The sequence below is a fragment of the Streptomyces sp. NBC_00597 genome, assembly GCF_041431095.1.
Lineage (GTDB): Bacteria > Actinomycetota > Actinomycetes > Streptomycetales > Streptomycetaceae > Streptomyces.
Genome location: NZ_CP107757.1, coordinates 1,019,033 through 1,039,386 on the forward strand (window position 1 = coordinate 1,019,033; position 20,354 = coordinate 1,039,386).

Genomic DNA, 20,354 nt, shown 5'->3' on the forward strand with positions numbered 1-20,354 from the left:
TACGTACCCTTAGCGTTCGTGATGGACGAGCTTCCCCTGGACCAGGTACGGACCCTCCTCGCCGTGGTGGACGAGGGCACCTTCGACGCGGCGGCCGCCGCCCTGCACGTGACCCCGTCCGCCGTCAGCCAGCGGGTCAAGGCGCTGGAGCAGCGGACCGGGCGGGTACTGCTGATGCGGACGAAACCGGTGCGGGCGACCGAGTCCGGGCAGGTGGTGGTCCGCTTCGCCCGGCAGCTGGCCCGGCTGGAGCGGGACGCGCGCGCCGAACTGGGGATGGCGCAGGAGTCGGGCGGCCCGGTGCGGCTGCCGATCGCAGTCAACGCGGACTCGCTCGCGACCTGGTTCCTGCCGGCGCTCACGCGGGTGCCGCAGGACCCGCCCGTCTTCTTCGAACTGCACCGGGAGGACGAGTCCCACACGACGGCGCTGCTACGGGAGGGTCAGGTGATGGCGGCGGTCACCTCTTCGCCGGATCCGGTGGCGGGATGCACCGTACGCGGGCTCGGACTGGCGCGGTACCTGCCGGTGGCGAGCCCCGAGTTCGCGGCGCGGTACCTGGCCGGGAGCCTCGAACAGGGATTGCGGGAGGCCCCGGTGATCCTGTTCGACCGGCGGGACGTCCTCCAGGACGGGTTCGTACGGTCGCTGACCGGCGATCAGGACGCCGGGGCGGGGCCGCTGCGCCACCACGTGCCGACCTCGGAGGGGTTCTGCGGCGCGGTCGCGGCCGGACTCGGCTGGGGACTGGTGCCCGAGCCGCAGGCCGAACCCCTGCTGCGGGACGGCGGACTGGTCCTGCTGGTACCGGGGCGGCCGCTGGACGTGCCGCTGTACTGGCAGCAGTGGAAACTCGACTCCCCGGCGCTGTCGACGGTCGCCGAGGTGATCGCGGCCGCGGCGGCCGAGGCCCTGCGCCAGGACCGGGTCCGGCAGCCGTAAGCTGCGGCCATGGAGTCCTACACGATCGGCCAGGCCGCCCGGCTGCTCGGCGTGAGCGTCGACACGGCCCGCCGCTGGGCCGACGCCGAGCGGTTCCCCACCCGTCGCGAGGGAACGCGGCGCATGGTGGACGGGCCGGACCTGGCGGCGTTCTGCGTGGAGGCCGCCCAGGAGGCAGCCGAGGGCGAGGACGCCCCGTACACCTCGGCGCGCAACGCCTTCCCGGGCATCGTCACCGCCGTGAAGCTCGGCATCGTCGACGCGCAGGTCGAGATCCAGGCCGGGCCGCACCGCGTCGTGTCGCTGCTGACCCGCGAGGCGGTGGAGGAGCTCGGCCTGGAGGTGGGCGTCCGGGCCGTGGCCCGCGTCAAGTCGACGAGCGTCTTCATCGACCGGGTCTGAACCGGGTCTGACCGGAGCGCGGCCGGACCCCTCCGCGGGCCGCGCACGGCGGTGACCTCGGCGGCGGTGGCAGACTGGCCGCTGATCCGTCGAAGGGAAGTACCTCGTTGTCCATGTTCAGCAACCTGCGCCGGGCCGTACGCCGTGGATACCGGCGGGCCGTCGACCTCAGCCACCCGGCGCGCTCCCCGCTCGGCAGCGCGGTGGTCAACTGCGTGGTCTACGTGGACGGCACCCGACAGGACGGGTGCGGCGAGGCGGAGGAGGCGCTGCGGCGGGTCCGCAAGACGGGCGACGGGTTCGTCTGGATCGGCCTGCACGAACCGTCGAAGGAGGAGCTCGCCGGGCTCGCCGAGCTGTTCGGGCTGCACCCCCTCGCCGTCGAGGACGCGGTGAACGCGCACCAGCGCCCCAAGGTCGAGCGGTACGACGACATACTGTTCTCCGTCTTCAAGACCGTGCGCTACGTGGAACACGAGGAACTCACCGCGACCAGCGAGGTGGTGGAGACCGGCGAGCTGATGGCGTTCACCGGCGACGACTTCGTCATCACGATCCGGCACGGCGGCCGCGGCACGCTCGGCCCGGTCCGCGAGAGCCTGGAGGCGGCGCCCGACCAACTGGCCAAGGGGCCCGCCGCGGTCCTGCACGCGATCGCCGACCACGTCGTCGACGACTACGTCGCCGTCACGGACGCGGTGCAGAACGACATCGACGCCGTCGAGACCGCGGTGTTCAGCGAGTACGGCGGCCGGGGCGACGCGGGCCGCATCTACCAGCTCAAGCGCGAACTGCTGGAGCTGCGCCGGGCGGTGGCCCCGCTGAGCCGGCCGCTCCACCACCTGGCCACGCAACCGATACCGGTGATCCCGGCGGACGCCCGCGCGTACTTCCGGGACGTCGCCGACCACTTGACCCGGGCCACCGACCAGATCGGCGCGTACGACGCCCTGCTGGACTCCATCCTCCAGGCGCACCTCGCGCAGGTGACCGTCGCGCAGAACGAGGACATGCGCAAGATCACGGCCTGGGCCGCCATCGTCGCCGTGCCGACCATGGTCTGTGGGATCTACGGCATGAACTTCGACAACATGCCCGAGCTGCACTGGACGTACGGATACCCGATCGTGGTCGGCGTCATGGCCCTCGCCTGCTTCGTCATCCACCGGGGCTTCCGCCGCAACGGCTGGATCTGAGCGCACTCGACTCCCGTCGGCCGCACGGGTATTGAGCTGTCCCGAAGTCTGGTAGTAAAGTTTCCTAACGAAGTCGGGTAAGGCTCAACTCCCCCATGGAGGTCTTGTGTTCACCCCCCACCGCAAGAGGATGGCCCTCGGCGCCCTGCTCGGCAGCGCGCTGCTCGCCGTACCGGTCGCCGCCCACGCGACGACCGCGTCACCCGCACCCGCACCTGCATCCGCATCCGCCCCCGCCGCTGCTTCGGCCGCGGCCGTCGGGCTCGACGATCCGGCGAAGAAGGACGTCGCCATGCAGATCGTCTCCAGCGCGGAGAACTCCTCGCTGGACTGGAAGGCGCAGTACAAGTACATAGAGGACATAGACGACGGCCGCGGCTACACGGCCGGCATCATCGGCTTCTGTTCGGGCACCGGCGACATGCTCGACCTCGTCGAGTACTACACGCAGGTCAAGCCCGGCAACGTGCTCGCCAAGTACCTGCCCGCCCTGCGGAAGGTCGACGGCAGCGACTCGCACGCCGGCCTCGACCCGAACTTCACCAAGGACTGGGCGAAGGCGGCCCAGGACGGCGAGTTCAAGAAGGCCCAGGACCACGAGCGCGACCGGGTCTACTTCAACCCCGCCGTCAAGCAGGGCAAGTCCGACGGGGTCGGCGCGCTCGGCCAGTTCATGTACTACGACGCCATCGTCATGCACGGCGACGGCAGCGACTCCACCAGCTTCCGCAACATCCGCAAGCGGGCCCTGTCCAAGGCCAAGCCCCCGGCCCAGGGCGGCAACGAGACCACCTGGCTGAACGCCTTCCTCGACGCCCGCGTCTGGGCGATGAAGCAGGAGGAGGCGCACAGCGACACCAGTCGCGTCGACACCGCGCAGCGGGTCTTCCTCAAGAAGGGGAACCTGAACCTCAACACCCCGCTCGACTGGAAGGTCTACGGGGACCCCTTCCACATCGGCTGAGCCGGCCCGGGCCTGCACCGAGTCCCGTCCCGACCCTGCGGTCCGGGCGGGACGCCCGTGCGAGCGGTGGCGCATGTCGCAGAGCCGTAACGATGTGGGTGCGGATGGGCGTGCTCCGCGCGGGATTCGGCCGTCTGCGGGCGGGCGCCGAGCGGCTCGGGAGTCTCTCCGGCATCACGAAACGGCTTCTACCGCCCCTGTTTCGTCACCCCGTGTGACCCGGTACGACCGGTGGGTTTCAAGGGGCTGGCGGTGCCGGTGATTTTGCCCATTGAACCCTGCAAAAGCGGCTCTTTTGGCGTCTTGTGAAGTGGCTTGACCGCCACGTAAGCGGGGCATAAGTTCTGCCCCGGCTTGCTCCAGCAGGACGGGCCGACGAACCGTCCTCTGGGGGGACACATGCACTACTACACCGACGTCCTGAAGAAGTACGCCGACTTCTCCGGCCGCGCGCGCCGCCAGGAGTTCTGGATGTTCTTCCTGTGCAACTTCGCTGTTGCGATCGTCGTCGCGATCATCGACTCCGTCATCGGCGCGAACATGATCATCTACGGCCTCTACTTCCTGGCGATCATCGTGCCGTGCATCGCCCTCACCGTCCGTCGGCTGCACGACATCGGCAAGTCCGGCTGGTGGTACTTCATCGGCCTCGTCCCGCTGATCGGCGGCATCTGGCTCATCGTCCTCCTGGCGACCGAGGGTCAGGCGCAGCCGAACGAGTACGGCATGAACCCGAAGGCCGTCCACGCCTGAGCAGGTCAGTACGCCTGAATGCCTGAGCGCCGCCACCGGCTGGAAACAGCCGGTGGCGGCGCTCTCGCCGTTCTGCGGGCCGTGCGGGGTCGTCCGGCGCCGGAGGTGACGCGCGTCTCCCCGGGACTCGGGCAGGGGGCTGTCCAGACCGGCCCGATCACGAGATATCTTGATGTCGAGCAATGTTGCAGACGAGAGACGCAGACTGTGGAGCGGAGCATCCGGTGACTGACTCGACCATCATCTACACGCACACTGACGAGGCCCCGGCCCTCGCGACGTATTCCTTCCTGCCTGTGATCCAGGCCTACGCGTCGACGGCCGGTGTGAATGTCGAGACCCGTGACATCTCCCTGGCCGGTCGGATCATCGCCAGCTTCCCCGAGCACCTTGAGGAGGGCCAGCGGATCGCCGATGCCCTCGCCGAGCTCGGCGAGCTGGCGAAGACGCCGGAAGCGAACATCATCAAGCTGCCCAACATCTCGGCTTCGATCCCGCAGCTGAAGGCCGCGGTCGCCGAGCTCCAGGGCCAGGGCTACGCGCTCCCGGACTACCCGGACGACCCGAAGACCGACGAGGAGCGCGAGATCCGCTCCCGCTACGACAAGATCAAGGGCAGCGCCGTCAACCCGGTCCTGCGTGAGGGCAACTCCGACCGCCGCGCCCCCGCCTCGGTCAAGAACTACGCCAAGGCCCACCCGCACCGCATGGGCGCCTGGACCACCGAGTCGAAGACGAACGTCACCACCATGGGCGAGAACGACTTCCGCTCGACCGAGAAGTCCGCCGTGATCGCCGAGGCCGGCACGCTCCGCATCGAGCACGTCGCCGCCGACGGCGCCACCACCGTCCTGCGTGACTCCGTACCGGTCCTCGCCGGCGAGGTCGTGGACGCCTCCGTCCTGCACGTCGACGCGCTGCGCACCTTCCTGAACGACCAGATCGAGCGTGCCAAGGCCGAGGGCGTCCTGTTCTCCGTGCACCTCAAGGCCACGATGATGAAGGTCTCCGACCCGATCATCTTCGGCCACGTGGTCCGCGCCTTCTTCCCGAAGACCTTCGCCCGCTACGGCGAGACCCTGGCCGCCGCCGGCCTGTCCCCGAACGACGGCCTCGGCACCATCCTGAACGGCCTGGGCGCGCTGCCCGACGCCGACGCGATCAAGGCCTCCTTCGATGCCGAGATCGCCGAGGGCCCGGCCCTCGCGATGGTCGACTCGGACAAGGGCATCACCAACCTCCACGTCCCGTCCGACGTCATCGTCGACGCCTCCATGCCGGCCATGATCCGCACCTCCGGCCACATGTGGGGCCCGGACGGCAACGAGGCCGACACCCTCGCGGTCCTCCCGGACAGCAGCTACGCGGGCGTCTACCAGGTCGTCATCGACGACTGCCGCACGCACGGCGCCTTCGACCCGTCCACCATGGGCTCGGTGCCGAACGTCGGCCTCATGGCCCAGAAGGCCGAGGAGTACGGCAGCCACGACAAGACCTTCGAGCTCGCCGCCGCGGGCACCGTCCGCGTCGTCGACGCCGCGGGCAACACCGTCCTGGAGCAGCAGGTCGCCAAGGGCGACATCTTCCGCGCCTGCCAGACCAAGGACGCGCCGATCCAGGACTGGGTCAAGCTCGCCGTCACCCGCGCCCGCGCCACCGGCGTCCCGGCCGTCTTCTGGCTCGACGAGAACCGCGCCCACGACGCGCAGCTGATCGCCAAGGTCAAGACGTACCTGGCCGACCACGACACCGACGGCCTCACCATCGAGATCCTGTCCCCGGTCAAGGCCACCGCGTACTCCCTGGAGCGCATCCGCCGCGGCGAGGACACCATCTCGGTGACCGGCAACGTGCTGCGCGACTACCTGACCGACCTCTTCCCGATCCTGGAGCTGGGCACCAGCGCCAAGATGCTGTCGGTCGTCCCGCTGATGAACGGCGGCGGCCTCTTCGAGACCGGCGCCGGCGGCTCCGCCCCGAAGCACGTCCAGCAGCTGGTCAAGGAGGACTACCTGCGCTGGGACTCCCTCGGTGAGTTCCTCGCGCTGGCCGTCTCCTTCGAGCACCTCGCGACCACCACCGGCAACGCCCGCGCCCAGGTGCTGGCCGACACCCTGGACCGCGCGACCGGCACCTTCCTCAACGAGGACAAGTCGCCGAGCCGCAAGCTGGGCGGCATCGACAACCGCGGCAGCCACTTCTACCTCGCCCTGTACTGGGCCCAGGAGCTGGCCGAGCAGACCGACGACGCCGCGCTGGCCGCCGCGTTCGAGGCGCTCGCCAAGACGCTGGGCGAGCAGGAGGAGACCATCGTCGGCGAGCTCATCGCCGTCCAGGGCAACCCGGCCGACATCGGCGGGTACTACCAGCCCGACGCAGCCAAGGCCGCGGCGATCATGCGGCCGTCCGCGACCTTCAACCAGGCCATCGCGACCCTCGCGTAAGGCCCGCAGTACCTGTTGGGTTCCGCCCCGGTCGGCAGCAGCCGACCGGGGCGGAGCCGTACCCGGCCCCGTACGCCGCCCGCGTGCCACGCGTGCGCCCATGACCGCGGGGGCCCCTGGCGCGCCTGTGGCGGGTGCGTTAGCGTGCCCGCCGGGGATCTGGGGGGAGTACGGGTGGCGCGTCGCAAGAACACCTCCTGCGCGGGCATCGGCTGCGCGGGTTACCTGCTGCTCAACGCGGTCGCGCTCGTCGGCGTCCTGCTCGCGCTCCCCGTGCTGCTGCCCGACCTGATGGCGCAGCAGACCCCGCCGGTCAAGGTGGAGGGCGCCGGCCAGTGGGCCGTCGTGTACGGCGTTCCGGTCGTCGTGGCCTGCGCGCTCGTCGCGTTGGCGGGCCGGGGCGGGCGCGTCGTCTGGTGGATGTTCCTCGTCCGGGTGGCCGTGCTGCTCGCCGCCGTGGCCGCCGCGGCCGGCTACGCCGAGGGCCGGGCGGCCGCAGCGCCCTGGAACGTCCGGATGTGCGTCGAGGCGTGCGCCGCCGGGTTCGCGGCGCTCGTCGTCTTCCTGGGCGTGCGCCGGTGGGACGAGGCGATCGGCGCGAGACCGCGGCCGGGCGAGGTCTGGCTGGCCATGGTGCCGCTGCGGGAGGACCCGCAGCGGCAGCTGCGGCACTACTGCGTGGTCCTCGCGACCGGACCGGGCGGCGCGCGGGTCGCCCAGATCACCAGCAAGGACAAGGACGGCCGGCGCGACCACATCCGGATCCCGAACCACGGCTGGGACGAGGTGTCGGGCCGCCCCCACTGGGTGGAGATCGGCCGGGAGCCGCGGGTCGTGCCCTACCGCAAGTTCCTCAAGTTCCGGCCCCAGGGGCCGTGCCCGGAGGCGGTCTGGGCCCAGCTCCGGGACCGGCTGCCCGCGGGCCCCGGGTCCGTGCCCGCGCCGCGGGCACCCGTACCCCCGCTGCTGAAGCGGATCCTGCGCTCGTACCGCGGCTGACCCGGAGCGCGCCGCGGCCGGCGCCGCGTCCAGCGTCCATCCCTCGGCCGGCCGGGTGGCCTCCGGCGCCGTCCGCACGGCCACTCCGGGCCGGCCGGGGCTCAGAGGCGGTGGACCCGTTCCCCCTCGAAGGCCAGCGGGGACCGGCCCGCGGCCAGGATGCGCAGTCCCGGGGCCGCGGTGAGCAGGTTCCGCAGCCACGTGAGCGTCTCGGGCGCGAGGTGGTCGGTGCCGTCCAGGACGAGGAGCATGTCCCGCTCCGCGAGCCACGAGACGGCGTCGGCCGTCCCACACGGCAGGAAGGGCATGCCCGGTACGCAGCCCAGCGCGGCCGTCAGTTCGCGCGGGCCGAAGGGCCGGTCCACCACGATGACGGCCACGCCGTCGCAGAAGTTGGACGAGAGCCGCTCGGCGATCTCCCGCACCAGCAGGCTCCGCGGCTCCCGGAACCGCCCGGTGACCGTCAGCACGCGGCCGCGCCGCACGGCGGTCAACAGCCGGGACAGCTCGTCGGACGTCGTCGGCAAGGTGCCGGCCCGGCCTGGATCCCTCATCGGCACGATGCCCCCCATTGCATGCGTGTCCATGCGCGACCAAGGGTTCTTTCGGGCCGCGTAGCGACGATTATGCGCCAGTTCTGCCGGAAGGCCAGGGGAATGTCGCATTCCGGAGAAAGGCCCGTGCCGCCGCTGATCAACGTAGTTGTACACACGGCGCACTTTTGTCCATGCGGCCAGGTGGGGCACCCCGGGCCACCCTCGCCCAGCGCGCCCCGACCCCGCGCCGTCACGCCCAACCGGGGCGGTGCGGAGCCCGGGGCGCTCCGGCCGCCGCCGGTTCCGCCCGCCGCGCGGTGCCGTTTCAGGTCCTCCTCCCGGTAGCGCCGGGTCTGCGCGTGCCAGGGGGCGACCCCGGACATCCACTGCGTGAGCTCGTCCGCGTACCGGTCCAGCGCTGCTCGCGCCGCCGCGTCCAGCCCGAAGTCCCGGTACATGACGGGGAACTCCTCGGCCAGCACGTGCTCGAACTGCTTCATCCGCGAGGCCGTCACCGCACGGGGACCACTCCGTACGGGCCGCCTCCGCCGGCACCGCCATGGTGTGGAGAACGGCCGGCGCCCCGTCAACCGGCGCGGCGAGGCCGACATCGAACTCGCCCCGGCCGCGCGGGCAGGACCCTGCTGCAAGTGCGAACTCTCCCTCGCCCAGACCGTCCTGCAGGTCCACACCCGCGTCGCCGACCTCTATGACGACCCGATGAACCAGTTCGAGCAGCAACTGCCCTCGCGCTGCGCACCAGCGAGGACCAGGAGGGCGTCATCGGCCCCTACTCGGCGGCCGTCCTCGTCCCCGACGCCCTCGGAGTCCTGGAGAACGTGAACGTCGCGGCCGCCCGATCCTGACGGTTGTCCGGCGGCCGTCGATCGGCTGTACTGCTGTGCAGTGCCGCACTCGGGGCACCGTGCAGGGGAGGGCACCCACGATGAGTTCGCACCGCCGCCGTCCGGGGTTCCGGGGCCGGCCGCTGCTGACCCTGCTGCTCGCCGCGTTCCTGCTCGTCGGTGTGGGCGCCGCCACCGGCATCGCCTGGGCTCCCTTCGACCGCGCCGTACGCCAGGACGCCTCCGCACCCGGGATCGGCACCCCCCGGCCCGCCGGGCCCGACCCGGGGGCCACGGGCCCCGCACCCGCGGCCACGGGTGGCGTCCCGCCCGCGCCCGTCCGGAGCCCGGACGGCACGGACCAGGACGCCGGCAGCGTCCCGGGCGCGGGGGACGCCGGAGCCGGGCGGCCCGCCGGAGCCCTGCCGTTCGACCTGCCCGGACCGGCCGCTCTGCACACCGGCAGCGCGGGCAGGAAGCTCGTGTTCGCGCACTACTTCACCCCGTACCCGCTCTCCCTGGACAACGCGAGCGCCGACGCCGACTACTACACCCGCAACTACCTGAACCCGGCGGGGGAGAACGGCAAGCACGAGCGGTACGGCGGCCTGCTGCGCGACCGGCCGTTGCCCGTCGCGCCCAAGCCGGGCAACTGGGAACTCGCCAACCTCGAACAGGAGGTGCGCACCGCCCGCGCCGCGGGCCTCGACGGGTTCACCCTCGACATGCTCTCCCTGTCCGGACCGAACCGTGACCGCGCCGGGCTGCTGATGCAGGCCGCCCGTGCCGTCGACCCCGCTTTCAAGATCATGCTGATGCCGGACATGACCTCGTTGGACACCGACGACCCCGGCGTGCTCGCCGACGCCGTCGCGGCCCTCGGCAAGGCCCCCGCCGCCCACCGCCTCGCCGACGGCCGGCTCGTCGTGTCCCCCTTCAAGGCGGAGACCAAGAGCGTCGCCTGGTGGACGCAGGTCATCGACCTCCTCAAGAGCCGGCACGGCATCCGCACCGCGTTCGTCCCGACGTTCCTCGACTTCGACGCAAACGGCGCACGGTTCGCGCCGATCAGCCACGGCTTCTCCGAGTGGGGCAGCCGCAGTTACGTCGGCCAGGAGAGCGCCACCCGCGCCGTGCAGCGGGCCCACGGCTCCGGCAAGATCTGGATGCAGCCCGTGTCGGTCCAGGACGCCCGCCCCAACCAGGGCATCTACGACGAGGCCGGCAACACCGCGACCCTGCGCTCCACTTGGACCCATGCCATCGACGACGGCGCCGACTGGGTGCAGCTCACCACTTGGAACGACTATTCCGAGGGCAGCCAGTTCGCGCCGTCCCTGCACAACGGGTACGCCTACCTGGACCTGACCTCGTACTACCTGGCCAAGTTCAAGACGGGCAGCTGGCCGAAGATCGTCCGCGACACGCTGTACCTCTGCGCCCGCACCCAGTTCGCCGCCGCCGCCCCGACCGGCGCCCAGTCGCTGGTGATGTCCCCGCGCAAGGGCACCGCCGCGCCCCGCGACACGGTGGAGGTCCTCAGCTTCCTGACGGCCCCCGCGACCCTCCGTACGAGCGTGGGAACGGACCGGGACGCGCACGAGGCCCCCGCCGGAGTCCACTCCGAACTGCTCCCGCTGCGGCCGGGCACCAGTTCCGCGGTGGTGGTCCGCGACGGAGAGCCCGGCGCGGAGGTGGAACTGCCCTACGCGGCGGACCGCACCGTGCAGGTCCAGGACCTGCAGTACTACGCGGTCACCAGCGGGCGCTAGGGGCCTGCCGTCACAGGCCGTCGCAGGCCGACGGCCTGTGACGGGCGTTTTCTCACCATATGCGCGGTTTCGTGCCAGCCGCTACCTTCGAAGAGGTGCGTTCCACCAACCCGCTGCGGCGCCGCCCGGCCGGGCGGCGCCGCAGGCGTCGGCACAGGAACGGGAGCACATGGCGAAGCACAGCATCAACGCGGCGGCTGCCGCGGCCGCTCTGGTCTGTCTGGCGGCGTTCGGTGGGACTTCGAGCAGTGCCGCGTCCTCCCTGGCCCCGTCCGCCGGGACCGGCCCGACCGCGACCGCCGCCCCGCGGTTCGTGCCCGGTGCCTGTCCCGAGCCGCCCGAGCCGATCGAGGCGCTGAACGGCGCGCGCTGCGGTGTCCTGGAGGTACCCGAGAACCGCTCCCGCCCCGGCAGCCGGACCATCGAACTGCCCGTGGCGGTCATCCCGGCCGAGGCGGCGAAGCCCGCCGCGGACCCCGTGGTGTTCATGGCCGGTGGCCCGGGGGCCGACACGTTCGACGACATCCCCTTCCTCGTCGAATCCGGCCTGAACCGCGATCGCGACCTGATCATCATGGCCCAGCGCGGGAACCTCTACGCACGGCCGCACCTCGCCTGCCCGGAGATCGACCGGTACAACAGGCAGGCCGTGGGCCTGCGCTACGACTCGCAAGCATCGAAGCGGCCCCTGCTGGACGCGGTGAAGAAGTGCCACGACCGCCTGGTGGCCGACGGAGTCGACCTCGCCGCCTACAACACCACCGAGAACGCGGCCGACTTCGCCGACCTGCGCACCGCGCTCGGCATCGAGCAGTGGAACGTCTACGGGTACTCCTACGGCACCAACCTGGCCCTCACCTACCTGCGCGAGCACCCCCAGGGCATTCGCGCGGTGGCGCTCGACTCCCTCACTCCTCCGGCGCTCACCGTCCTGCCCGTGACCTGGAGCAGCGTCCGGCAGGGCATCGACGCCATCGTCGGCGCGTGCGCGGCCGAGCCCCGCTGCAAGAGCCGCTACCCCGACGTCGCCCGCACGCTGACCGAGCAGGTGCGCAAGCTGGAGGCGCACCCGCTGGTGCTGAACGCCCGGCCGCCGCAGGGGGGAGACCCGGTCAAGGTCGACCTCGACGGCGGCGCCCTGCTGAACGTGCTCGTCGCCAACGGCGTCAAGCCCGTCGACGTCCCGGCGGCGCTCGACGAGCTCAGCCGCGGCCGACCGGAGCGCTTCGCGCGGGCCCGCGCGGCCGACTCGGCAGGGGCCGTGGGCGTGTGGGGCCACGGTCTGACGGAGTCGGTGGCGTGCGGCGAGTGGGTCCCGGGATCCTCTCGGTCCGACGTGCTCAACGCCGGGCGCAAGGCTTTTCCCGCATGGCCCGACACGGTATTGGCGCAGGCCCCGCAACTCCCCTTCCAGTACGACGCCTGCCGCATCTGGAACGTACCGGACCGCACCGCCGTCCAGCGGGTCGCCACCAAGAGCGCGGTGCCGGCGCTCATCGTCTCCGGCACGTTCGACACGAAGACGGGAGAGAGCATGGCGAAGGACGCGGCCCGTACGCTGTCCCGCTCGACCTCCGTGCGGATCCCCGGCATCGGACACTGGGTGGTCCCCCAATCGCCCTGCGCACAGCAGGTGCTGGCCTCGTTCCTCGCCCGTCCGACCGAGCCCGACACCGCTTGCGCGGCCGATGCGAAGCCGAAGCCGTTCACGATCGTCCCGAAGTGACATGGGAGGGCAGATGGCTCTCAACCCCGCGCCCCGTCGTCGCCCCGCCGTAGGACGGCGCCACGCCAGGTCGGCCGCGATGGCCACCGGGATCCTCATCACCGGCCTGCTCGCCACGCCCGTCCAGGCGCAGCGGGCCACGGGGGCGAGTCCCAGTCCCGGTACGCCCATCGGAACGGTGGCCCGGACGGTGGGCGACGCCCGCTTCGAGCCCGGCCCCTGCCCGAAGACGCCGGAGCCGGTCGCCGAGCTCAAGGGGGCCCGCTGCGGAACGCTCACCGTCCCCGAGAACCGCGCCGAGCCGACCGGCCGGAAGATCACCCTCGGCGTGGCGATCGTGTCGGCCGCGTCCGCCACACCGAAACCCGACCCGATCGTGTGGCTCGCCGGCGGACCCGGCGACGACGCGGTGGGGGAGGCGAAGATGGCGATCGACGGCGGCCTGAACCGCGACCGCGACGTGATCTTCATGTCCCAGCGGGGGACGTACTCGGCCGACCCGGTGTTCACCTGCCCCAACATCGACGAGTTCAACGCCCGTTCGGTCGGCCTCGTCTACGACGCGCCGTCCACCGGGAAGCTGCACGTCGACGCGACGCGCGCCTGCCGCGAAAAGCTGGCGGCGACCGGGGCCGACCTCGGCGCCTACAACGACACCGAGAGCGCCGCCGACTACGAGGACCTGCGTGCCGCGCTGGGCCTCAAGCAGTGGAACCTGTACGGCATTTCCTACGGCACCCAACTGGCGCTCGTCTACATGCGCCAGCACCCGCAAGGCCTCCGGTCGGTCGGCATCGACGGCATCCTGCCACCGTCCACGGCAGGGTCCGCCCTGACCTGGAGCGCCGCCAAGCAGGGCTTCGACGGCCTGTTCAAGGCCTGCGCGGACCAGCCGGCCTGCAACCGTCGCTATCCGAACCTGCCGGCCACCTTCAACCGGCTCGTCCGCCAACTCGAAGCCAAGCCGGTGACCACCACCGTCACGCTCCCCGGCAACCCGAAGCCCGTGAAGGTCGTCCTGGACGGCGGAGCCCTGGTGAACTGGATGACCTCCGCCACCCACGTGGCGCCGCAGGTCCCCATCGCGCTCGACGAGCTGGCGCACGGCAAACCGCAGCGGATCGCCCGTCAGTGGGCGGGCGGCAAGCTCAGCCCCCAAGCCATCGGCAGGGTCGCGCACGGGCTCTCCTACGGCGTCTTCTGCAGCGAGTGGACCCCGTACGAAACCCAGGCCCAGGCGCTCAAGGGCGGCCAGGACGCCTTCCCGACGTTCCCGCGCTCGGTGCAGGCCCAAGCACCGCAGCTGGCCTTCCTCCGGCCGGACTGCAAGGTCTGGAACGTGCCAGCGGCGGCGCCCTCGATCCGTGACGTCACGCGCAGCGACATCCCCACCCTCGCCCTGTCGGGCGGGCTGGACTCCCAGACCGGGGCCGACAACGGCCCGTACGTCGCCCGCACGCTGCCGAACGCCACCGTCGTCACGGTCCCCTACGAGCCCCACGTGGTGTTCGCGACGTCGAAGTGCGCCCAGGAGATCGCCGTCTCGTTCTTCGACACCCCGAAGAAGCCGAACACCAGCTGCCTCAAGGGTCTACAGCCTCCCAAGTTCGAAATCGGCCCCCGGTAACGACGGGCCCTGGGCCGGGGCCGGTCCGGGAGGCGATGATGCGGGCGACAGCCGCGCCGCACACCCGGAGGTCCCATGACCAGGCCGATGCCGATGCCGCCCGCCGAATTCCCCGGCGGGCGGTCCCTGTTCCGCCTCGATCCCGCCGTCTCCCACCTGAACCACGGATCGTTCGGCGCCGTGCCGATCCCCGTCCAGGAGGCCCAGGCCGCCCTGCGCGAGGAGGCGCACGCCGACCCCGACGCCTTCTTCATCGGCGCCGCCGACCGGATCGCCGCCGCCCGTACCCGCGTCGCCCGCCACCTCGGCGCCGACCCCGACGGCACCGCCTTCATCGCCAACGCCACCGAGGGCGCCAACCTGGCCCTCGACGCCGTCCCGTTCGCCGACGGCGACGAGATCCTGGTCACCGACCACGGCTACGGCACCGTCGTCGCGGCCGCCGCCCGCCGCGCCCGGATCACCACCGTCGCCCTCGACCCGTACCTACCCGACGAGGACGCCGTGCGCGAGACCGTGCTGGCCGGGCTGACACCCCGTACCAAGGCGGCGGTGCTCGACCACATCAGCTCGCCCACCGCCCGGCTCATCGCCTCGCCCCGGCTGCTCGCCGACCTGGCCGCCCGCGGGATCACCACGCTCGTCGACGCGGCGCACTCCCCGGGCATGATCGCGGACCCGCTCGCCGGCGGCGCCGACTTCTGGTTCGGCAACCTGCACAAATGGGGGTACGCCCCTTCCGGCAGCGCGGTCCTCGCCGTTGCCCCCGCACACCGCGCCCGGGTCCGCGCCCTGGTGCCCTCCTGGGAGGACGCGCACGGCTTCCCGCGCTCCGTCGAGAACCGCGCCACCGCCGACTACACCGGCTGGCTCGCCGCCCCCGAGGGCCTGGACCTCCTCGACCGCCTGGACGCCGGCAAGGTGCGGGCCCACAACAGCGCCCTCGCCGCCCACGGCGCGGCCCTGCTCGCCGAGATCCCCGGACTCACCCCGCTCCCGTACACCGAGGGCCTCGCGATGCGCGCCCTACGGCTGCCGCCCGGCACGGCCGAGACCCAGGAGGACGCCCGCGACCTGCGCGAGCGGATCGCGGCGGAGCAGGGCATCCGGGTACTGGTCTGGCCGTGGCCGGGCGGCGGCGGTATCCGTGTCTGCGGGCAGATCTACAACCGGCCCGAGGAGTACGAACGCCTCGCCGCCGAGTTCCCGGCCTACCTGCGCTGAACCCCGGCGACGAAGGGGCTCACCCGCGTCGGAGCAGGTACGTGTCCATGATCCAGCCCTTGCGGGCGCGGGCCTCGGTCCGGATCTCCTCGATCCGGCCAGCGACCTCCGCCAGCTTCCCCGAGACCAGGATCTCGTCCGGGGTGCCGACGTAGGCCCCCCAGTAGATGTAGAGGTCCTGGTCGAGGTGGGCCGTGAAGGCGTGCCGCGCGTCCAGCATCACCACCACGTCGTCCACGTCCTGCGGCCAGCCCTCGGCGAGGCGCCGCCCGGTGGTGATCTGGACCGGCCTGCCCACCCGGTTCAGGTTGGTCCGGTGCCGGGCCAGCAGCGCCGAGATGCTGCTGATGCCGGGCACGACCTCGTGCTCGAACGCCACCCGGCCGTGCTCCAGGACCTCGTCGAGGATGGCGAGGGTGGAGTCGTACAGCGAGGGATCGCCCCACACCAGGAACGCCCCGGTCTCGCCGTCCGCCAGGTCCTCGGCGATGAACCGCTCGAAGATCTCGGCCCGCGCGCTGCGCCAGCCGTCGACGGTCGGGGTGTAGTCGGTCGGGGTCCGGTCCCGGTCCGGATCGCGGCCCTCCACGAGCCGGTGGCCGGGGCGGGCGTGCGCGTCGAGCATCGCGCGCCGCAACCCGGTCAGATCCGCCTTCTCCTCGCCCTTCTCCAGGATGAGGAATGCGTCCGCCGCGCCGATCGCCCTGACCGCCTGGAGGGTCAGGTGGTCAGGGTCGCCCGCGCCTATGCCGATCACTGAGAACTTCTTCACCGGGCTATTGTGCCCATCATGCGTGCCGCCCTGTTCGTCACCTGCGTCAACGACGTGCTGTACCCCCGCACCGGCATCGCCGTCGTACGCCTGCTGGAGCGGCTCGGCGTCGGCGTGGACTTCCCGGCGGCCCAGGGCTGCTGCGGCCAGCCGCAGTACAACACCGGCTACCGGCGCGAGAGCGAACCCCTGCTGCGGCGCACCGCCGAGGCCTTCGCCGGCCACCCGTACGTGGTCACCCCGTCGGGTTCCTGCGCCGCGATGGTCCGCAGCCACTACCCGCGCATCGCCCGCCGGGCGGAGCAGGAGGGACGGGGCTCCGGGCTGGCGGCGCTCGCCGAGGACCTCGCCCCCCGCGTCTACGAGCTCACCGAGTTCCTGGTGGACGTCCTCGGAGTGACCGACGTGGGTGCCTACTTCCCGCACACCGTCACCTATCACCCCTCTTGTCACGGTCTGCGGGAGCTCGGGTTGGGCGACCGCCCCCGGCAGCTGCTCGCCGCCGTCAAGGGCCTGGACCTGGTCGAACTGCCCGGCGCCGAGGAGTGCTGCGGCTTCGGCGGCACCTTCGCCCTGAAGAACCCGGACGTGTCCGCAGCCATGGGCACCGACAAGGCCGACAGCGCGGCGGGGACGGGCGCGGACGTGCTCTGCGGGGCCGACAACTCCTGCCTGGCCCATCTCGGCGGGATCCTGCGCCGTAGGGGAGACGCGATGCGCACCCTGCACCTCGCCGAGATCCTGGCCTCGACGCAGGAGGAACCGCTGCGATGACGGGCAGGTGTGCATGACGGGCACGTTCATGGGGATGCCGGCGTTCCCGGACGCGGCGCGCGAGGCCGTGCGGGACCGGGTGCTGCGCGCCAACCTCCGGCACGCCACCCACACGATCCGCGACAAACGGACCCGGGCCGTCGCCGAGATGGCCGACTGGGACCGGCTGCGCGCGGCGGGCAAGGCCGTCAAGGACCACACCCTGCGCCACCTCGACCGCTACCTGATCCAGTTGGAGGAGGCGGTGACGGCCGCGGGCGGCACCGTCCACTGGGCGGCCGACGGGGACGAGGCCAACCGGATCGTCATCGCGCTGGTCCGGGCCACGGGCGGCAGCGACACGGAAAGGCACGAGGTCGTCAAGGTCAAGTCCATGGCCACCCAGGAGATCGGCCTCAACGAGGCCCTGGAAGCGGCCGGGATCGCCGCGTACGAGACGGACCTGGCCGAGCTCATCGTCCAGCTCGGCCACGACCGGCCCTCCCACATCCTGGTCCCGGCGATCCACCGCAACCGGGCCGAGATCCGGGACGTCTTCGCGGCGGAGATGGGCCACTGGGGCCGCCCCGCCCCGGACGGGCTCGGCGACGACCCGCGCGAGCTCGCCGAGGCCGCCCGCCTCCACCTGCGCGAGAAGTTCCTGCGCGCCAAGGTCGCCGTGTCCGGAGCCAACTTCATGGTCGCCGAGACGGGCACGATGGTCGTCTTCGAGTCCGAGGGCAACGGCCGCATGTGCCTGACCCTGCCCGAAACCCTGATCTCGGTGGTGGGCATCGAGAAGGTGGTCCCGACCTTCCGGGACCTGGAGATCTTCCTGCAGACCCTGCCGCGCTCCTCCACGGCCGAGCGGATGAACCCGTACACCACGATGTGGACCGGGCTGGGTCCATCGAAAGGGGCGGACGGCGACGGCCCCTCCGCCTTCCACCTCGTCCTCCTCGACAACGGCCGCACCGACACCCTCGCCGACCCGGTCGGACGCCAGGCCCTGCGCTGCATCCGATGCTCCGCCTGCCTCAACGTCTGCCCGGTCTACGAACGCGTCGGCGGCCACGCGTACGGCTCCGTCTACCCCGGGCCGATCGGCGCCATCCTCAGCCCCCAACTGCGCGGCACCGGCAGCGAGATCGACGCCTCACTGCCCTACGCGTCCACCCTGTGCGGGGCCTGCTACGAGGTCTGCCCGGTCGCCATCGACATCCCGGAGGTCCTGGTCCACCTGCGCGAACGGGTGGCCCAGGGCGGCCCGGTGACCCGCGAGGGCATCCGCGTACGCATCCGCCCGGCGCGGGGGCACACCGCCGAACGGGCCGCGATGCGGGCCGCGCGACTGCTCCTGGAGCACCCCGGAGCGCTGCGCGCGGGGGAGCGGCTGCTGGCCCGGGCCCGGCGGCTGCGCCCGCGCCGGCTGCCGGGACCCGGACGGGCCTGGACGGACAGCCGGGAGCTGCCGGAGTTCCCGGCCGAGTCGTTCCGCACGTGGTGGGACCGGGAGCGGGGAGAACGGGCATGAGCAGCAGGGACCGGATCCTGGGTCGGATCCGCCGTGCGACGGAGGACGGCGCCCCCGACCCCGCCGTCCCCCGGGATTACCTGCGGGTCCACGGCACCCGCACCCCCGCCGGGACGGCCGACCTCCTCGCCGCGAACCTCGCGGAGTACCGCGCGAAGGTGCACCGCACCGACGAGGACGGGATCGCGCCGCTGCTGGCCCGGCTGCTGGCCGCCCGAGGCGCTCGAACGGTCCTCGTCCCGTCCGGCCTGCCCCCGCACTGGCTCCCGGCCGCGGGCCCGCCCCGCGTTCACGACCGGGCTGAGTCCACCCCGTACGAACTGGACGCGGTGGACAGCGTGGTGACCGGCTGCGCCCTGGCGATCGCCGAGACCGGCACGATCGTGCTCGACGGCGGCCCCGGCCAGGGCCGGCGCCGCATCACCCTGATCCCGGACCACCACGTGTGCGTGGTCCGGGTCCCGGACCAGGTGGTGGACTCCGTCCCGCAGGCACTGCCCCTGCTGGACCCGACGCGGCCACTGACCTGGATCTCCGGCCCCTCCGCCACCAGCGACATCGAACTCGACCGGGTGGAAGGCGTGCACGGTCCGCGCACCCTGGAGGTGGTCCTGCTGACCGGACCAGCACAATGAGTGCCATGTCCGCCTACATCGCCCTGACCGCCCTCGTCGTCCACGACTACGACGAGGCCATCGACTTCTACACCCGCGCCCTCGGCTTCACCCTCGTCGAGGACACCCCGCGCCCGGACGGCTCCCGCTGGGTCGTGGTTCGCCCGCACGGCGCCACCGAGGCGGCGCTGCTGCTGGCCCGGGCCAAGGACGACGCCCAGCGCTCCCGGGTCGGAGACCAGACGGGCGGCCGGGTCGGCTTCTTCCTGTACACCGACGACTTCGCCCGCGACCACACCCGGATGACCGCGGAGGGCGTCCGCTTCCTGGAGGAGCCGCGCCATGAGGCGTACGGCTCGGTGGCGGTCTTCGAGGACCTCTACGGCAACCGCTGGGACCTGCTGGAACCCGCATAGCCGGGACAGGGCCCGCCGGCCACGACGGCCGGCGCCGCCCGACCTGCCGCCCAGCCCAGCCCAGCCCCGCCCCGAGCCGACGGCAGCGGCCGTCGACCGGGTCAGACGGGGCTCGGTCGGTCGTCCGGCCGTGAGCCGAGCAGCCGCGGGGCCTCGGTAGCCGCGTCGACCGCCGACCCGGCCTCCACGCGCCGGGCCAACTCCCGGGCCCAGCGAACCAGGCCCGCCAGGTCGATCCCGTACGGCCGGCCGGCCCCGCCGGTTTCCGCCGACCCGGCGACCGCGTCGGGCCCGGCCAGGGCAACGGCAACGGCGTCGGCCCCGCGGCGCAGCAGGCGGGCCCCGCCGACGGCGTTCCCGCGCGCGGCGTGCGTGAGTCCGACCGCCAGCTGTGCGAGGGCCCGCCACAGCGGGGCCTCGGCCGGCGGCCCGGACTTCCAGGCGTCCTCGAACACCTCGTGCGCGTGGAACGGCATCCCGGCGTCCAGCAGCCGCTGTGCCTCGGCCACCGTTTCGGCGGGAGCCCGTACGACCCCCTCGGGCTGCCGCTCCACCCCCGGCTCCCCGTAGGCCAGGGGCCGCCCCAGCCCGTCCCGCGGCCGCGCGCTCCGCGCCCGTCCCTCACCGTCCCGATCCCGTGCGTTCACCCCGTCATCCTCCCCGCCGCCGCAAACCCGTGCATGCGCACCCCTCTACGTGGGGTAATGTTCTGCATGTGCCGCCGGGACGGGGGAAACCCCAGATCAACGGCACAACGGGACGTGGCGCAGCTTGGTAGCGCACTTGACTGGGGGTCAAGGGGTCGCAGGTTCAAATCCTGTCGTCCCGACTTTTC

19 protein-coding genes, 1 tRNA gene and 1 pseudogene are annotated in these 20,354 nt (G+C 72.3%); 18 read left to right on the top strand and 3 right to left on the bottom strand.

Annotation, left to right across the window (positions count from 1 at the left end; translation table 11 throughout):
* Window positions 1-21: 21 nt before the first annotated feature.
* The 7 genes from OG974_RS04275 (at window position 22) to OG974_RS04305 (ending at window position 7,700) form a co-directional block, all read left to right on the top strand.
* Window positions 22-942, top strand: coding sequence for a LysR family transcriptional regulator ArgP (locus OG974_RS04275; RefSeq protein ID WP_327279623.1), 921 nt, complete (start codon window positions 22-24; stop codon window positions 940-942).
* Between the two features lie 9 nt (window positions 943-951).
* Complete coding sequence (locus OG974_RS04280) at window positions 952-1,344, top strand: molybdopterin-binding protein (protein WP_371645426.1); 393 nt, start codon at window positions 952-954, stop codon at window positions 1,342-1,344.
* 113 nt (window positions 1,345-1,457) lie between these two features.
* Window positions 1,458-2,540 (top strand): magnesium/cobalt transporter CorA, encoded by a 1,083-nt coding sequence (gene corA / locus OG974_RS04285; protein ID WP_327279625.1) that lies wholly within the window; start codon window positions 1,458-1,460, stop codon window positions 2,538-2,540.
* A gap of 130 nt (window positions 2,541-2,670) precedes the next feature.
* Window positions 2,671-3,504 carry a chitosanase gene (locus tag OG974_RS04290; RefSeq protein ID WP_327285865.1) on the top strand — a complete coding sequence of 278 codons (834 nt, stop codon included), beginning with the start codon at window positions 2,671-2,673 and terminating at the stop codon, window positions 3,502-3,504.
* 399 nt (window positions 3,505-3,903) lie between these two features.
* Complete coding sequence (locus OG974_RS04295; RefSeq protein ID WP_327279626.1) at window positions 3,904-4,257, top strand: DUF805 domain-containing protein; 354 nt, start codon at window positions 3,904-3,906, stop codon at window positions 4,255-4,257.
* Between the two features lie 224 nt (window positions 4,258-4,481).
* Window positions 4,482-6,701, top strand: a complete 2,220-nt coding sequence (locus OG974_RS04300; RefSeq protein ID WP_371645429.1) for an NADP-dependent isocitrate dehydrogenase — start codon at window positions 4,482-4,484, stop codon at window positions 6,699-6,701.
* Between the two features lie 174 nt (window positions 6,702-6,875).
* Window positions 6,876-7,700, top strand: a complete 825-nt coding sequence (locus tag OG974_RS04305; RefSeq protein WP_329315201.1) for a hypothetical protein — start codon at window positions 6,876-6,878, stop codon at window positions 7,698-7,700.
* A gap of 101 nt (window positions 7,701-7,801) precedes the next feature.
* On the opposite strand, the gene OG974_RS04310 is transcribed toward OG974_RS04305, so the two are convergent.
* Window positions 7,802-8,287, bottom strand: a complete 486-nt coding sequence (locus OG974_RS04310; RefSeq protein WP_327279629.1) for a hypothetical protein — start codon at window positions 8,285-8,287, stop codon at window positions 7,802-7,804.
* A 405-nt stretch (window positions 8,288-8,692) separates the two neighbouring features.
* Between OG974_RS04310 and OG974_RS04315 the strand changes: the two are divergent.
* From OG974_RS04315 to OG974_RS04340, 6 genes and pseudogenes are all read left to right on the top strand, one after another.
* Window positions 8,693-8,935: pseudogene (locus OG974_RS04315) on the top strand (hypothetical protein); the annotation flags it as partial.
* Window positions 8,936-9,018: 83 nt separating this feature from the next.
* On the top strand, window positions 9,019-9,102 hold the full coding sequence (locus tag OG974_RS04320; RefSeq protein WP_328765271.1) for a hypothetical protein: 84 nt from the start codon (window positions 9,019-9,021) through the stop codon (window positions 9,100-9,102).
* 80 nt (window positions 9,103-9,182) lie between these two features.
* Complete coding sequence (locus tag OG974_RS04325; RefSeq protein WP_328764371.1) at window positions 9,183-10,853, top strand: endo-1,3-alpha-glucanase family glycosylhydrolase; 1,671 nt, start codon at window positions 9,183-9,185, stop codon at window positions 10,851-10,853.
* 169 nt (window positions 10,854-11,022) lie between these two features.
* Window positions 11,023-12,579 (top strand): alpha/beta fold hydrolase, encoded by a 1,557-nt coding sequence (locus tag OG974_RS04330; protein ID WP_371645432.1) that lies wholly within the window; start codon window positions 11,023-11,025, stop codon window positions 12,577-12,579.
* Between the two features lie 13 nt (window positions 12,580-12,592).
* Window positions 12,593-14,206, top strand: a complete 1,614-nt coding sequence (locus tag OG974_RS04335) for an alpha/beta fold hydrolase (protein WP_371645434.1) — start codon at window positions 12,593-12,595, stop codon at window positions 14,204-14,206.
* 75 nt (window positions 14,207-14,281) lie between these two features.
* A complete protein-coding gene (locus tag OG974_RS04340; RefSeq protein WP_327279633.1) occupies window positions 14,282-15,430 on the top strand; it encodes an aminotransferase class V-fold PLP-dependent enzyme in 1,149 nt (382 codons plus the stop codon).
* Window positions 15,431-15,449: 19 nt separating this feature from the next.
* Here OG974_RS04340 and cobF read toward each other — a convergent pair whose 3' ends face one another.
* The gene (gene cobF / locus OG974_RS04345) at window positions 15,450-16,202 is read right to left on the bottom strand and encodes a precorrin-6A synthase (deacetylating) (protein ID WP_327279634.1); all 753 of its coding nucleotides are present in this window, start codon (window positions 16,200-16,202) and stop codon (window positions 15,450-15,452) included.
* An 18-nt stretch (window positions 16,203-16,220) separates the two neighbouring features.
* On the opposite strand from cobF, the gene OG974_RS04350 reads away from it, so the two are divergent.
* From OG974_RS04350 to OG974_RS04365, 4 genes are read left to right on the top strand one after another with little or no spacing between them, the layout of a single operon-like run.
* A complete protein-coding gene (locus OG974_RS04350; protein WP_328764374.1) occupies window positions 16,221-16,976 on the top strand; it encodes a (Fe-S)-binding protein in 756 nt (251 codons plus the stop codon).
* A 13-nt stretch (window positions 16,977-16,989) separates the two neighbouring features.
* Entirely contained in the window at window positions 16,990-18,489 is a 1,500-nt protein-coding gene (locus OG974_RS04355) for a lactate utilization protein B (protein ID WP_327279636.1), read from the top strand.
* Window positions 18,486-19,124: an LUD domain-containing protein gene (locus OG974_RS04360; protein WP_327279637.1), complete on the top strand. Its 639-nt coding sequence runs from the start codon at window positions 18,486-18,488 to the stop codon at window positions 19,122-19,124. Before OG974_RS04355 ends, OG974_RS04360 begins: the two co-directional genes overlap by 4 nt.
* A 5-nt stretch (window positions 19,125-19,129) precedes the next feature.
* A complete protein-coding gene (locus OG974_RS04365; RefSeq protein ID WP_327279638.1) occupies window positions 19,130-19,519 on the top strand; it encodes a VOC family protein in 390 nt (129 codons plus the stop codon).
* 101 nt (window positions 19,520-19,620) lie between these two features.
* Here OG974_RS04365 and OG974_RS04370 read toward each other — a convergent pair whose 3' ends face one another.
* Window positions 19,621-20,166, bottom strand: a complete 546-nt coding sequence (locus OG974_RS04370; RefSeq protein WP_327279639.1) for a DUF309 domain-containing protein — start codon at window positions 20,164-20,166, stop codon at window positions 19,621-19,623.
* A gap of 108 nt (window positions 20,167-20,274) precedes the next feature.
* On the opposite strand from OG974_RS04370, the gene OG974_RS04375 reads away from it, so the two are divergent.
* Window positions 20,275-20,348 (top strand) — tRNA-Pro (locus OG974_RS04375).
* Window positions 20,349-20,354: the final 6 nt, after the last annotated feature.